This is a genomic window from Clostridium sp. UBA5712 (assembly GCF_002419845.1).
GTDB classification, from domain to species: Bacteria; Bacillota; Clostridia; order Clostridiales; family Clostridiaceae; genus Clostridium_J; species Clostridium_J sulfidigenes.
Genome location: NZ_DIGW01000011.1, coordinates 154,306 through 168,067 on the forward strand (window position 1 = coordinate 154,306; position 13,762 = coordinate 168,067).

Below are 13,762 nucleotides of genomic sequence, written 5' to 3' on the forward strand. Positions count from 1 at the left end.
TTGTATTCATAATTGCTAAATCTCTTCCTCTCTTAGAATATTAACCTCTAAACTCATACTTTAAATTATATACTTTATTTCCAAACTGAACAATAATATTAAATATTTTACATTTTACTCATAATATTGTTTACACATTCAATAATAACTACAAAAAACAGTAGAATCCTGAAATTCTACTGCTTCTATGTGTTTTAAATTTGCTAATTTTATAGAAGATATTGCCTTAATTAAATATACTGCTTAACTTTTCTAATACTCTAAGCTACTATAGAATAATACTTGGGTTATTAAAGTTTGCCCATGCTATATTATTGTCAATATTTCTAATCATTCTGTAAGCTATTGGCTTAAATCCACACTTAGGCCAAAAATCTGAACCACCAAGGTTTGTTATTTTCCAATCTGTTATTATGCTACTATATCCCTTTTTCTTCATAATCCTATAGCCTTCATTCATTAACTTTTTACCAACACCTCTTCCCCTTTGGGAATGGTGAGTGCCAGCAATATGCAGCTCTACCCCATTATCAGGTGCCATCAAATCTGGAGTAATAGGCTCATATACTTGAAATCCTAATTCCTTCATATCCTTTTCTGCAATAAGAATCGTTGAATCATTATCCTCTACTAAACTTTTATACCCAGCATTTATATTCATTACAAGTTCAGGTTTTATAGGTAAAAAAGTAGGTGCTGAATTGAGGCATGATAAGATTATACTGGACATATTACCCATTATTTCACTATCATTTTTGTTAGCAAATCTAATCTCTGCATCAGATGAATTTTTAAAAGCCTTGTAATCCTCCATATTCATTATTCCATATACATGATCAATAAAAAAACTTAATCTTTGGAAGGCTTCATAGTACACCTGATTTCCTAGAGGTACAAATGTATGGTGGCTAAAGTAGCCATGTTCAAGCCATAAAACAGAAACCTTTGTATAAAGCTCCCTTATAAGCTCTGAGGATTGATCCATTCTAATTGCTATTCCCTCATAGGGCACCCATATATGTCTGCCTCTATCATCAATTTTCATCTCACCAAATATATAACCTACTAGTTCATCACTAGCAAAGGCTCCTATTCCAATTGCTTTTCTATTAACAAATAAATTCTCAAGTAAACCCGTGATATATTTTGTATTAAGACAACTATTCTTCAAGGACGGAAATGACTTACTCTCAAGGTTTTGCCTAAATATTAACAAATCAGACATTGCAGGTATATCACCAATAGTAATTTTTCTAAATTCACATCTCTTCATTTCTGTACCTCCTAGTATAATAATGATATGGCCACTAAGGGCTATCCTTTTCTCAATAAATTTATATTACATATTCTAACATAGTAAATTATCATTAAATATGTAAAAAACAATTCTGTATTATTCATTACATAGATTCTCAGCGCCTATTAATAAGCAACCTATCCTAAAGTGGCTATCATTCTAATTACCCTCTATAAGTTCCCCTATTATCTTATTCATAATATCCATTTTCCCTTCAATATCACTAACCAGCTTAAACTGTGTTCTTGCTCTATGAAGATTGTGTTTCTCCTTGTGAATTTTAAAATAGGTATCTCCATTTAAATAATCCGTTAAAAATCTTATACCACATTCAAAGGTCATAAGTTTCACAGAAAACGCCATAAGTTCAATCTCTTTTGGCACAAGTATAGGTAATACTTCATGAAAATATCCCTTTGTAAAATACTTAAACAGATTCATATCAAACCATATTTTTGATAAATCTGTTTCATCTTCCCTTCCGCTAGAAGCTCCATATCTCAGTGCATCGCCGTAGTCATAGAGAAGTGACCCTGGCATTACTGTATCTAAATCAATTACACATACCCCTTCACCTGTATCTATATCTATCATGACATTATTCAGCTTAGTGTCATTATGTGTTACCCTTAGAGGAATGCTTCCATCTTTCATTGCATCTAATATAATGCTCACATCTCTTCTGCGTTTTTTTACAAATTCAATTTCTTTTCCCACTTCTTCTAATCTGCCACATTTATTATCTTCAATTGCTTTTAACAGATCCTCAAACCTTGTGGCTGTATTATGAAAATTAGGTATTGTGTCATATAATTTACCTGCTGGAAAATCAGACAACATATTTTGAAACTTACCAAAGGCCTTGGCGCCATAATAAAATTGCATAGGATCTTCAACCTGATCGTAGGTCACTGCATTACCTATAAATTTATATACCCTGAAATAATCATTTTCATTGGTTTTATAGTACTTTTCACCATTCTTAGTTTTTATTATTGTTAGTGTTTCCCTGTCAGGATTTCCTCCACTAAGAAGGATTTTCTTTCTCAGATGCTCTGTTATAGCTGCAATATTCTCCATTAAACCCTCAGGATTTTTAAACACATTACTATTGATTCTTTGCAATATATATGGTTTTGCAATATATGTGTCATTTATATATCCGTTACCATAAGAGCTCATTTCAGTGTTAATATTAAACTGTTTTAAAACCTGATGCAATTTATATTCCATGGTATAATCCCTCTCTAATCATTCGGTTTATAGCATTTTTAACTATAGACAAGTCTTCTTTGTATGTAACTCCATACCACTTATCTAATGTCTCAAGTACTTTCACCTTTGCACTTTGTGTTTTAATCATATTATCAACTACTGACGGAAGATAAAATTCATCCTTTAATGGATTTTTTAAATCATTTAAAAACAGAGTGAAGTCCTGTTCAAGGACATTAAATATATCAATGTCAAACCCCCACATGTTCATAGATACTATAGTATCAAGAGGTATTCCACTATTTTTATCAATAGATGTATGCTCCACCACACTTTTTAAATACCCTTTTTCTATTTCGCATAATCCTCTGCTTACCATGCCATTTTCAGTTAGTGTATTTTTTAGTCTAAACCCAGCCATGCACATACCTTTATTTTGAGATAAATAATCCCCAACTATTTTGTAGGAATGGCTACCATAGTAATCATCTGCGTTTATTACCATAAAGGGAGTGGTAACTTCACTTTTAGCACAAATCACAGCATGCCCTGTTCCCCATGGCTTATATCTATTATTAGGGATAGAACACCCCTTAGGAATTTTGTCTAGTGTTTGAAAAGCATAATCTACATCTATTATCTTTTCAATTCTCTTGCCGATAACATGTCTAAAATCCTTTTCCATTTCTTTTTTTATAATAAAAACTACCTTTGAAAAGCCTGCTTTTACTGCATCATATATTGAAAAATCAAGTATTATTTCCCCATTTGGACCCACAGGCTCTAGCTGTTTAAAACTCCCAAAACGACTTCCCATACCAGCTGCCATTACTACTAATGTTGTTTCATTCATATTACCACCTATATTTCAATACTTTCTTTATATTAATCTATGTTAAATTCATTACTTAATTACTACATGCCATTTTATTTTCTTAGAGTATCCAAATCAACCACAACGCCATCTGCCAGCCTAGATTGTTCCGCTGCCATTGCGCAATAATGACTTTCTACGGATTTATCTACTGATGTAATGGCATTAGTCGGTTCTCCATCCTCTGCAATCATATCAATGAATTCCTCCACCATACGATTGTCTCCCCCTGCATGACCAGAAAAATCCGTTGATAGCTTAGATATATCCATTACTTCAGTTTCTTTTCCAAAAGGTGTTACTTTAATAGTTTTTTCAGACAAATCTGCAACAATTTCTCCTTTTGTCCCCATAATCTTCTGATAACGTGAACCTGTAGCAGTGAATGCACTCATTGTCAATGAAATGGTGGCACCATCTGTCATATTTAGGTTTACAACCTGATGATCTACTACGTTATTATCACAGTAATATACACATCTTCCATAAGGTCCACTTTGAATTGCTTCTGTAATACTTTCTACAGTAGGATGAAGGGTCAATACATCAACAGGCCACTTTGTATTCCCCTTTGCCACACCAGTTTTTTCATTTGTTATATAAATCTTTTCTGCATCAAAGGGACAATTTGCTTTTGCTTTGCATCCATCCATACAACGCTTCGTTGCTCCTTCCGGTGCATTTTCTTTTTTGAATAAATAGGTGCTTCCAAAGGAAGATACAGACTTACAAGTTTTACCTGTGAGCCATAATAACAAGTCCATATCATGACAACATTTCTGTAATATCATAGGACTAGTAGTATTTGAGTTTCTCCAGTTTCCACGTACAAAACTGTGTGCTTGATGCCAATATCCCACATTTTCAATTGCCATAACAGAAACTACTTCTCCAATTATACCGCTGTCAATTACTTCTTTTAATTTTGTATAGAATGGTGTATAACGCAACACATGACATACAACCACTTTTCTTTCACATTCATTTGCTACTTTTACAATTTCCCTACACTCATCAAGGTCTGGTGAAATTGGCTTTTCCAATAACAGATGATAGCCTTTTCTAAGGGCCGGGATTGCTTGTCTTACATGTTCCTTGTCCTGAGTAGTAATAAACATAACATCTGCTAGCTTATCCTGAGCAATTAGTTCTTCTGCACTGTAAAAGCATGCCCTTTTCGGAATGTTATACTCCCTTGCCACATCTTCTACCTTTGCAGGATCAATGTCTGCAATTGCTACAATTTCAATTTTCTCTGGGAATAATTTAGCAGTTAATGCATAGGTGTCTTTTCCTCTACTACCAAGTCCAGCTAATGCTACCTTTAATTTTTTACTCATTTTATTTCCTCCTATTTATTTCTATTTTCTCCATTCATATTTTAAAAGGTATTTCTATGTGCATAGAGAAGACCTTTTCTATAACTTCCATACTGTTACATATATTGTATAGTTTTTTTTAAAATTTAGCTTATACAATCATCCAGTATAATTGTTATATCATCCAAAATATCTATTTGTTAAATTGTATTCTTTTGTTATATTTGCTAAAATAAATTGATAATAATTCATAAGCAAGGAGTTGGTTGTATGGCTTATATCAGTACTAGATTAAAAAAAGAATTTGAAATCACTGAAATCATCACCATTCACTATTTTGAATACTTGAAAGATTTTGTTTTCCATGGTGAGTCTCATGATTTTTGGGAATTCCTATATGTAGACAAAGGAACAGTTATGGTACAAGCAGCCTCTGAGCATTATCAGCTCTATGCTGGAGATATGATTTTTCATAGACCAAATGAATTTCACGCTGTGAAGGCAATAGGAAGGAAATCGCCTAATTTAGTGGCAATTTCATTTTTGTGCAATTCCCCATCAATGGATTTTTTTACTGGTAAAGTTACCACTCTGTCTTCTATAGAAAAAACTTTAATTGCAAAAATTATTTCAGAAGCGCGCGCTGCATTTTCAACTCCACTCCATATCCCTTCCATTGAACAAGTAAAACTCTCTACTAGTGCACCTTTTGGCTCACAACAATTGATTTTGTTATATCTGGAACAATTTCTAATTCATATAAAGAGGCATCATTGTGATGATGAAAAAGTTAAAAACCTATCTTCTGTTACAAAACAGTCTTGGGATAGCTCTAATAAATCCTATGTATTTGAACAAATTTTGCATTATTTGCAGCTACACATTTGTGAGCAAATTAAAATTTCAGATATTTGCAATGAATTTTCTATCAGCCGTTCTACCTTACATTCACTCTTCCACAAAAATAAAAACTGTGGAGTAATTGATTATTTCATATATATGAAGATTGAGCGCGCAAAGGAAATTATTCGTGATGGGAATATGAATATCACTGAAATCGCATATTTTCTTTCTTATAATTCTTTGCAGCATTTTTCCAAACAATTTAAAAAGTTAACTGGAATGTCACCAACGGAATACATCTCATCTGTAAAGGGGATTTCTCAAACTTATAAGTGGTAGCCATAATGTGGCTGCCATTCCTTATTTGACAGTATATAAATATGACATAGTGATGTCATATTCATGTGTTATAATATGATAGAGGTGAAGATATGCAAATCAACCGAATGTTTGAAATAATATACATACTTCTTGATAAAAAAAACGTTACAGCAAGAGAACTTGCAGAGAAGTTTGAAGTTTCTAGTAGAACCATTTATCGTGATATTGAAACATTATCATCAGCAGGTATTCCTGTTTATATGACCAAAGGCAAAGGTGGCGGAATATCTATTTTAGATGAATTTGTGCTGAACAAAGCTGTATTAACCGAAGAAGAAAAGTCTGATATTTTATCCTCACTACAAGCAGTTGGTGCAATCAATTTTAATGAAACAGATTCTGCATTACAAAAATTAGGCAGCCTATTTGGAGAGAATAACTCCGATTGGATTGAAGTGGATTTTTCATCCTGGTACAATTCAGAGAACGAATCTAAATCCTTTAATGATATTAAATCAGCAATCCTATCTAAGAAAATAATGAGTTTTACTTATTCAAGCGGAAAAGGCGAAAGAACTACACGAGATGTAGAACCTTTAAAGCTTTGTTTTAAAGGTATGGCACGTTATTTATATGCCTATTGTACTTTAATGCAGGATTTTCGATTTTTCAAACTAAGTCGTATAAAGGATATTGTGGTTACAGATAAACATTTTCATCGAAAAGTTATGGAACCTATATTTAAGAAGGACAACATGTTTAATGAGCAATATATCACTTTGAAATTAAAACTGTCTCCCCAAATGGCTTTTCGAGTATATGACGAGTTTGATAATTATACTAAAGAAGTTGACGGCAGTTTTATAACTGAAACAATTTATCCTATGGGTGAATGGCTATTTCCTTATATAGCTTCTTTTGGTAGCCATTGCGAGGTATTAGAACCATTGGACATAAGAAACTCCATAAAAGAAGAAATACAAAAAATGATGAACAATTATTTATAATATGACATACTGTTGACATATTATTTGATTTATTATAAATATATCAAATATATGGAGGTAGTTAAAATGAACTATGAAATTGTAAATCTTGAAGAAAAAATTATTGTTGGTGTAAGTGTGACAACGAGCAACGAAGACCCTAAAATGGGTGAGAAAATCGGCAAGCTTTGGGTTGATTTATATCAAAGTGGCATCAATGCAAACATCAAGAATAAGGTAAATGAATATGCAATTGGACTTTATTCCGATTATACAGAAAACAGTTATCTTGTTACCGCAGGCAACGAAGTATCAAAATCAGAAAACAGTGAGTTTACAACAAAAATCATTCCTGCGGGGAAATATGCAAAATTCTCTGTACATGGACACATGGAAACAGCAGTAGCAAAAGCTTGGGACGAAATTTGGAAAATGGACTTAGACAGAAGCTTTACAGGTGACTTTGAGGAATACCTAAATAGTGACTTTGAAAATGCAGATATTGATATTTATATAGCATTAAAATAACAGTGATAAGATTCATCATATTTAGCTAATTAAGTTAATTCTACTGAGTTGCAACATTCCAGTGATCTAAATAAACTAAGTATCGTAACTTTAACATATTCTAAACATATATTATAATATTATAAAAATTATAAAGTTGTAAATACTATAGTATAGATATATAAAAAAGAAGGTGTAGATATGTGTACAGCGTTTACTTTAAAATCTTTACAGATGGAAAATTTGTTTTGTAGGACTATGGATTTTTCTTACGATATAGAACCTGGATTTTTTATTATACCTAGAAATAACCCATGGTATAATCCTATTACCATGAAAAAGCATAATGATTGCTATAACTTTATAGGTATCGGGCAAGAAGCTGATAATGTGCTAGGCTTTTTTGATGGGGTAAATGAAAGAGGCTTTGCTGCCGCAGCTCTATACTTTGCGGGTTATGCCGATTATGATATACCAGTAGAGGATAAGAATAAAGAGCCTATTGCATCATTGGATTTTCTACATTATATTTTAGGACTCTGTGCTTCAGTAGATGAACTAGATATGATACTGAAAAATATATGTGTCATAGGTCTTCCCGATCCTGTTACTAAAACGGCTGCTCCTCTTCATTGGATTGCAACTGATAAAAGTGGTAAATGTGTAGTTATTGAGCAAACAAGAAATGGGCTTGAGATATTTGATAATCCTATAGGAGTTATGACTAATAGTCCAGATTTTATGTGGCATATGACTAATCTAAGAAATTATATGGAATTATCTACAATCCAAGAAAAGAAAACCTGTTGGGAAAATGTTGAGTTAACACCCTTTGGTCAGGCTGGTGGAACAATGTTATTACCTGGTGGATACACCTCTCCAGAACGATTTGTTAGAACAGCCTTTCTAAAAACCCATAGTCAAGTACCTAAAGATAGAGTCGATGCAATAATGACTTGTTTCCACATTGTGGAGAGTGTTTCAATTCCAATGGGAATTGTTCTTACAGATAAAGGTACTTTTGATTACACTAAATATACTGCATTTATAAACACAAACACCTGTGAGTATTACTTTAAAACCTATGATAACAGTCAAATAGCGACTACAAGACTAATTAGTGATTATAAGAATTGTACACATCCTATCTACCTTGGTAATTTAAAACGTCCTGTTACCTTTGAAAAGCTCTAGAATTTACTTTTTTGCCCTACCTAATACCTTTGTTAGATTAGGTTCTTCCTAAACTTGAAAGGTCTAAACCTATCCCATTAAGGGAGTAAGTTTAGACCTCTTTCCTTTTCTAATTAATAGCGCTCTTACTATTCCCTTTCATCTGCACCACCATACAATTCCAAATTGTGTAAACTACTATGAACTTTCCTTTTATAACAGTTAGTTTTTATTAAAGTTTCAGATAAATAACAGCTTAAACTAACTAACAATATATCAATACCAAGTCTTAGAAGTGTATCAATAAACGTCCCCGAAAATATAATTGGGATAAAAATAAGAAAGGCAAACCAATTAATTCCAAATATTGTAATTCCAAATTTTATTGCACTTAAAGCCTTTGATTGTGATTTAGTAGTATTACCTAATAATAGATATACGATACCTATACATGTACCCATTAATAAAGTCCAAATAAAAGTAAAATAAGGTCTTTTCTCATAACCTGAATCTATAATTTTTGTAAAATAGAAAAAGTAACGTCCAAATAAAAAGATTATAGAAAAAATGAAAATAGATAAAAATATGTTACTACTATTAAAAGGTCTCTTCTTTTGTTTAATATGACTGGAGTCACTTGTAAATTTACCTAATAATAATCCCATCAATACTATCGGTCCAGCATCACAAATTCCCATTACAATTTCATGTGTTAAAGTATTACCCGATAAAGAAACACCTTCCATCATACCCCATAACCACAATAAACCTATTGCACTACCATATCGCAGTCCTTTTCCAATCTTTATTCCTAGAATTTTATCTTCATATCTATAAAACACATAGGCTACACTGGAAAAAGCAACCAGAATCCATACCGTAGCTGCTCCAACAGCTCCAATAGTTTTAACAAGAAAACTGAAGTTTGCAATTTTAGGAAAAGGACTAATCTCCGAAGTTATTCCATGAAGTGTCATATCAAGTATAGAACAAATAATAACTATAGCTATATATTTTATTAATTTAACAATTTTCATTTAAGCTCCTCCTTTATTATAATTGATATTTATAATATTACTCCTTCATCTTTTTCAATTTTATTATTCTATTTATAACAATGTACCTTTTGTCTTGATATTGCTTTACCTTATCCTTATTATTTAAATTTAATCAATAACATCTTTATTGTATCACCTCACTCTCCACTGCTCAATAAATCTATACCATATTAACAAAATATTCCCTTTATTTAGCATGTACCTACAATAAAAAAACAGCAGAATTCTAAAATTCTACTGCTTCTACATATTCCTTATTATCCGCTTGGATATCCCTCCTTGATTTTAGATGTGGTTGGCAAACCTACTTCTATTTATCAAAGAGGGTTCTTTTTTTCTACTTATAGCTAAAAGCTTTTTGAACCACCAGTATAACCAGTGGTATTCATTAAACAATCACTTGCCATTCTTCTATTAACTTATCAAGACTATATCTTGCATTTGCAGGACTAGTTGATGGAAGTTTAATAGCTTCTATTCCTGTTTTTTTTAATGAATATTTATTATAAAGTTGATATGCCTTGCCACCATTAACATATATCTTTTTAATATTGCTATTATCTAAAATACTAGTTAAATCTGATGGGACTACATTTTTAATACTAGAATCACTTGAACCTATGATATCACAAGAAGCTATTGTATCCCATATTGCAATATTATTTTCTAATAACATTTTCTTTTTTTCCTCAATAGTTCTATATTCAGAGCATCGAGTTATTGCTCCAATAACTTTCCAAAATCTATTTTGTGGATGACCATAATAAAAATCCGCCTCTCTTGATTTAACAGATGGCAATGTTCCTAAAATAAGAATTTTTGAATTTTTATCAAATACAGCTTCAAAGGTATGCTCTACATGCTTCATAACTCTCTCCTTTATAATTAACTTTTAAAATTATTATTATCAATTTTACTTAAAAGCTATTTATCATTATTTAATCTTATTAATTGTTCTTTTCCCCACTTAAATAACATTTCCATTATAGGTATTAATGATTTTCCATATTCAGTTAAAGTATATTCTACCTTTGGCGGAATCTCTTCATAAACTTCCTTATGTATTATGTTATCACTAACTAACTCTTTCAACTGATTACTTAACATTTTATCTGTAATTCCACTTACAGCTCTTTTTAATTCACCATATCTCATAACTTCACTATCATAAATATGCCATAAAATAACTAGTTTCCATTTCCCTGATATCTGAGTCATTGCAAATTCCATAGGGCACAGTTCACTACAATTTTTTATTTCTATTTCTTTATTATTCATACAACTCTCCTTTTTGATATCACTATCCTTTTAGATAGTACTTACTTTTAAGTGCATACTTGTTCATATAACAGTATGTTGATATTATTATAGCATACAAGGGCGGCAAACAAGTAAGCCTTTGAAAATTTATAAAATTAATATAAACTATTTTTGAATTAAAAGGAGATATATAATATGAACTTAATAGAAATAATGGAAAGACGTTACTCAACTAAAAAATTTGATAATACAAGAAAAATTTCAGCAGAAGATATGAAACAAATTAAAGAACTTTTAAGACTTAGTGCTTCAAGCGTTAATACTCAACCATGGCATTTTATAATAGCTTCAAGTGAAGAAGGGAAAAAACAAATAAGCAAAAGTACTCAAGGATTCTACGCTTTTAATGATGAAAAAGTACTTACTGCATCAGATATAGTTGTACTTTGTGCAAGAACTTCAATGGATGAAGATTACTTACAACATATCTTAGAAAAAGAAGATCAAGATGGACGTTTTGCTAACGAAGAAATCAAAAATGGTATGCATGGAGGACGTAGTACATTTGTTAACTTCCATAAAAATGACTACAATGACTTACAATATTGGATGGATAAACAAGTTTACTTAAATATGGGTAGCTTATTACTTGGTTCTGCTGCTCTTGGAATAGATGCAGTACCTATGGAAGGATTTGATGTTAAAGTTTTAAATGAAGAATTAGGATTAACTGAAAAAGGATTCACCGCTGTAGCATTAGTTCCTTTAGGATACAAAGCTAATGATGATTTCAATGCACAATTACCTAAATCAAGACTTTCTGAAGAAGAAGTATTTACTACAATTTAATTAATTATCCCCTCATTAATATAACTTACTCTAGATTTAAAGAAAGCTAATACAAAAGATTCCCCATTATTTTATTAGCTTTCTTTTATAATAGATTTCATTTTACGTTTCTTTTCCTACAGGCTTTTATCACATGATCTATCTAGCAATTATTTCTATTCCATCTTCAGTTACAAGAATTGTGTGCTCCCATTGTGCTGAAAGAGAATCGTCATCGGTAAGAACAGTCCACCCGTCATCTTCATCTATAAATATTTCATTACTTCCAGCATTTATCATTGGTTCAATGGTAAATACCATACCAGGTACTAAAACCATACCTGTTCCTCTTTTTCCCAAATGAGAAACAAATGGTTCTTCATGAATATCTAAGCCTACTCCATGTCCACCGAATTCTCTAACTACTGAATAACCATTACTTTCTGCATATTCTTGAATTGCAGCTCCAATATCTCCTAAGAACCCCCAAGGTTTAACTGCTTCTAAGCCTTTATTCAAACATTTTTTAGTTACTTCAACCAATTTCTTAGCTTCTTCATCTACTTCACCAATCATAAACATCCTTGATGCATCTGAGTAATATCCATTAAGTATAGTTGTTGCATCAACATTTACAATATCACCATTCTTTAGAATTACATCTTTACTAGGTATTCCATGGCATACAACATTATTTATTGATACACAAATACTTTTAGGAAATCCATCATAATTAAGAGTAGCTGGAATTCCTCCATTGGATACTGTATATTCATGTGCCAATTTATTTATTTCTTCTGTTGTCATGCCTTCCTTAATGTTTTCACTAATTAAGTCTAGAAGACCATTATTAATCTCAGCACTCTTTCTTATTCCTTCAATTTGCTCTTTTGTTTTTATGAGGTTTCTAGTTGGTACTATATGACCTTTTCTTTTTAAATCACTTAACTTTTCATCAGATTCTAAATGACAGTTTTTATATTTTAATCCACTTTTGCACCAACATAAATTATTTCTGTTTAATTTCATAATCTTTTCCTCTCTCATATATTCATTTTAATTATTTAACTGATCCTCCATGGAAATGACATTCATAAACCTTAATATGGTCAAAATATATTTCCTCATGTCCTTGAAACCACTTAAATTCTCCATTTATTATACAATGATATTTATACTGCCCATTTTGATAAATAATAGGACCTCTATATGGATTCTCCTTAGTTACTAAACTCAAGGCTTCCTTTAAAAAGCTCCCTAAAAATCTTTCATCTAAAACTCTCCCAATATAATTCATTGACCAAAATGGAATATCATCTTGCCATAGTGCTTCCTCTCCTGCGAACCTCTCTCCACCTAAATATGTATCAATATATTTCAAGTTTCCTTCTACATATTTTAAATCATGAGAATTTGGTCTTGAAGATTCACTCTCTGTCCCCTCTCCAGCATATGTAGCTTTTTTAGCCCTACATAAGAAATCAATTATATTTTCATTTATATGATTATCGCTATGCTCTTCTATACATAAGCGGCAATTTTCTTCATAATCATTAACTAGTTTATCAATGCTTACTTTAAAATAATCACTTAGTGCAATCAGTCTAGCTATATCGGGATAAGATTGACCCACTTCCCATTTTGCAACTGCTTGCCTTGATATCCCTAAAACTTCAGCTAACTTTTCTTGTGATAGACCCTTTGCTTTTCTAAGTGTTTGCAATTGTTCTTGAAAACTCATTGTTTAATCACCTCTTATATAAGTATACTGATAATATTATCATGTTTCTACCAATTAAGTATAACAAATTTGACAACCTAAAGTTGCTTTAAATAAAAAGGTAATTTTAATACTGTTAAATCATATCTTTCCTATTACTTTTATAATATATATTTAGTTTCTATAATATATATTTATTTTCTATAATTTACCAATTATTTTAACTATATTGTAAAAAAATTAAATTAGTGTTAGTATAGTTATTACTAAAACAAATATAGTAAATATAGTAAATTATAAAAACGGATTCATAATATAGTCGCAATTTTTTCGTATTAATCAATTTAAATCCAACTACTAG

14 protein-coding genes are annotated in these 13,762 nt (G+C 31.2%); 5 read left to right on the forward strand and 9 right to left on the reverse strand.

The features are described from left to right. Positions 1-268: 268 nt before the first annotated feature. The 4 genes from B3B03_RS07010 to B3B03_RS07025 form a co-directional block, all read right to left on the reverse strand. Positions 269-1,273, reverse strand: a complete 1,005-nt coding sequence (locus B3B03_RS07010) for a GNAT family N-acetyltransferase (RefSeq protein ID WP_346876845.1) — start codon at positions 1,271-1,273, stop codon at positions 269-271. A 183-nt stretch (positions 1,274-1,456) separates the two neighbouring features. After that, a complete protein-coding gene (locus tag B3B03_RS07015; protein ID WP_346876846.1) occupies positions 1,457-2,530 on the reverse strand; it encodes an aminoglycoside phosphotransferase family protein in 1,074 nt (357 codons plus the stop codon). After that, entirely contained in the window at positions 2,520-3,365 is an 846-nt protein-coding gene (locus tag B3B03_RS07020) for a sugar phosphate nucleotidyltransferase (RefSeq protein ID WP_346876847.1), read from the reverse strand. The genes B3B03_RS07015 and B3B03_RS07020 overlap by 11 nt, the downstream gene beginning before the upstream one ends. 74 nt (positions 3,366-3,439) lie before the next feature. Beyond that, entirely contained in the window at positions 3,440-4,726 is a 1,287-nt protein-coding gene (locus B3B03_RS07025) for a Gfo/Idh/MocA family oxidoreductase (RefSeq protein ID WP_346876848.1), read from the reverse strand. A 249-nt stretch (positions 4,727-4,975) separates the two neighbouring features. Between B3B03_RS07025 and B3B03_RS07030 the strand changes: the two genes are divergently transcribed. The 4 genes from B3B03_RS07030 (at position 4,976) to B3B03_RS07045 (ending at position 8,556) form a co-directional block, all read left to right on the forward strand. Continuing rightward, entirely contained in the window at positions 4,976-5,887 is a 912-nt protein-coding gene (locus tag B3B03_RS07030) for an AraC family transcriptional regulator (protein WP_346876849.1), read from the forward strand. Positions 5,888-5,979: 92 nt separating this feature from the next. Next, complete coding sequence (locus B3B03_RS07035; protein ID WP_346876850.1) at positions 5,980-6,876, forward strand: YafY family protein; 897 nt, start codon at positions 5,980-5,982, stop codon at positions 6,874-6,876. A gap of 66 nt (positions 6,877-6,942) precedes the next feature. Then, the gene (locus B3B03_RS07040) at positions 6,943-7,383 is read left to right on the forward strand and encodes a GyrI-like domain-containing protein (protein ID WP_346876851.1); all 441 of its coding nucleotides are present in this window, start codon (positions 6,943-6,945) and stop codon (positions 7,381-7,383) included. Positions 7,384-7,563: 180 nt separating this feature from the next. Further along, complete coding sequence (locus B3B03_RS07045) at positions 7,564-8,556, forward strand: choloylglycine hydrolase family protein (RefSeq protein ID WP_346876852.1); 993 nt, start codon at positions 7,564-7,566, stop codon at positions 8,554-8,556. 128 nt (positions 8,557-8,684) lie between these two features. Here the strand turns inward: B3B03_RS07045 and B3B03_RS07050 are convergent, their stop codons facing one another. From B3B03_RS07050 to B3B03_RS07060, 3 genes are all read right to left on the reverse strand, one after another. Further along, positions 8,685-9,572, reverse strand: coding sequence for a hypothetical protein (locus tag B3B03_RS07050; protein ID WP_346876853.1), 888 nt, complete (start codon positions 9,570-9,572; stop codon positions 8,685-8,687). Between the two features lie 409 nt (positions 9,573-9,981). Further along, a complete protein-coding gene (locus tag B3B03_RS07055; RefSeq protein WP_346846722.1) occupies positions 9,982-10,461 on the reverse strand; it encodes a DNA-deoxyinosine glycosylase in 480 nt (159 codons plus the stop codon). Positions 10,462-10,517: 56 nt separating this feature from the next. Then, positions 10,518-10,871: a winged helix-turn-helix transcriptional regulator gene (locus tag B3B03_RS07060; protein WP_035134068.1), complete on the reverse strand. Its 354-nt coding sequence runs from the start codon at positions 10,869-10,871 to the stop codon at positions 10,518-10,520. 177 nt (positions 10,872-11,048) lie between these two features. Between B3B03_RS07060 and B3B03_RS07065 the strand changes: the two genes are divergently transcribed. Then, positions 11,049-11,702 (forward strand): oxygen-insensitive NAD(P)H-dependent nitroreductase NfsB, encoded by a 654-nt coding sequence (locus tag B3B03_RS07065; protein ID WP_035134070.1) that lies wholly within the window; start codon positions 11,049-11,051, stop codon positions 11,700-11,702. Between the two features lie 138 nt (positions 11,703-11,840). Here the strand turns inward: B3B03_RS07065 and B3B03_RS07070 are convergent, their stop codons facing one another. Together B3B03_RS07070 and B3B03_RS07075 are read right to left on the reverse strand one after the other, a co-directional pair. After that, positions 11,841-12,710, reverse strand: coding sequence for a methionyl aminopeptidase (locus tag B3B03_RS07070; protein WP_346876854.1), 870 nt, complete (start codon positions 12,708-12,710; stop codon positions 11,841-11,843). A 31-nt stretch (positions 12,711-12,741) separates the two neighbouring features. Beyond that, entirely contained in the window at positions 12,742-13,422 is a 681-nt protein-coding gene (locus B3B03_RS07075; protein WP_346876855.1) for a DUF5680 domain-containing protein, read from the reverse strand. Positions 13,423-13,762 lie beyond the last annotated feature (340 nt).

Bases quoted from the DNA above. Each gene is read 5' to 3' on its own strand.
- B3B03_RS07025 (WP_346876848.1), bottom strand. From the start codon at position 4,726: ATGAGTAAAAAATTAAAGGTAGCATTAGCTGGACTTGGTAGTAGAGGA.
- B3B03_RS07075 (WP_346876855.1), bottom strand. From the start codon at position 13,422: ATGAGTTTTCAAGAACAATTGCAAACACTTAGAAAAGCAAAGGGTCTA.
- B3B03_RS07065 (WP_035134070.1), top strand. From the start codon at position 11,049: ATGAACTTAATAGAAATAATGGAAAGACGTTACTCAACTAAAAAATTT.
- B3B03_RS07050 (WP_346876853.1), bottom strand. From the start codon at position 9,572: ATGAAAATTGTTAAATTAATAAAATATATAGCTATAGTTATTATTTGT.
- B3B03_RS07045 (WP_346876852.1), top strand. From the start codon at position 7,564: ATGTGTACAGCGTTTACTTTAAAATCTTTACAGATGGAAAATTTGTTT.
- B3B03_RS07020 (WP_346876847.1), bottom strand. From the start codon at position 3,365: ATGAATGAAACAACATTAGTAGTAATGGCAGCTGGTATGGGAAGTCGT.
- B3B03_RS07055 (WP_346846722.1), bottom strand. From the start codon at position 10,461: ATGAAGCATGTAGAGCATACCTTTGAAGCTGTATTTGATAAAAATTCA.
- B3B03_RS07030 (WP_346876849.1), top strand. From the start codon at position 4,976: ATGGCTTATATCAGTACTAGATTAAAAAAAGAATTTGAAATCACTGAA.
- B3B03_RS07070 (WP_346876854.1), bottom strand. From the start codon at position 12,710: ATGAAATTAAACAGAAATAATTTATGTTGGTGCAAAAGTGGATTAAAA.
- B3B03_RS07060 (WP_035134068.1), bottom strand. From the start codon at position 10,871: ATGAATAATAAAGAAATAGAAATAAAAAATTGTAGTGAACTGTGCCCT.
- B3B03_RS07040 (WP_346876851.1), top strand. From the start codon at position 6,943: ATGAACTATGAAATTGTAAATCTTGAAGAAAAAATTATTGTTGGTGTA.
- B3B03_RS07010 (WP_346876845.1), bottom strand. From the start codon at position 1,273: ATGAAGAGATGTGAATTTAGAAAAATTACTATTGGTGATATACCTGCA.
- B3B03_RS07015 (WP_346876846.1), bottom strand. From the start codon at position 2,530: ATGGAATATAAATTGCATCAGGTTTTAAAACAGTTTAATATTAACACT.
- B3B03_RS07035 (WP_346876850.1), top strand. From the start codon at position 5,980: ATGCAAATCAACCGAATGTTTGAAATAATATACATACTTCTTGATAAA.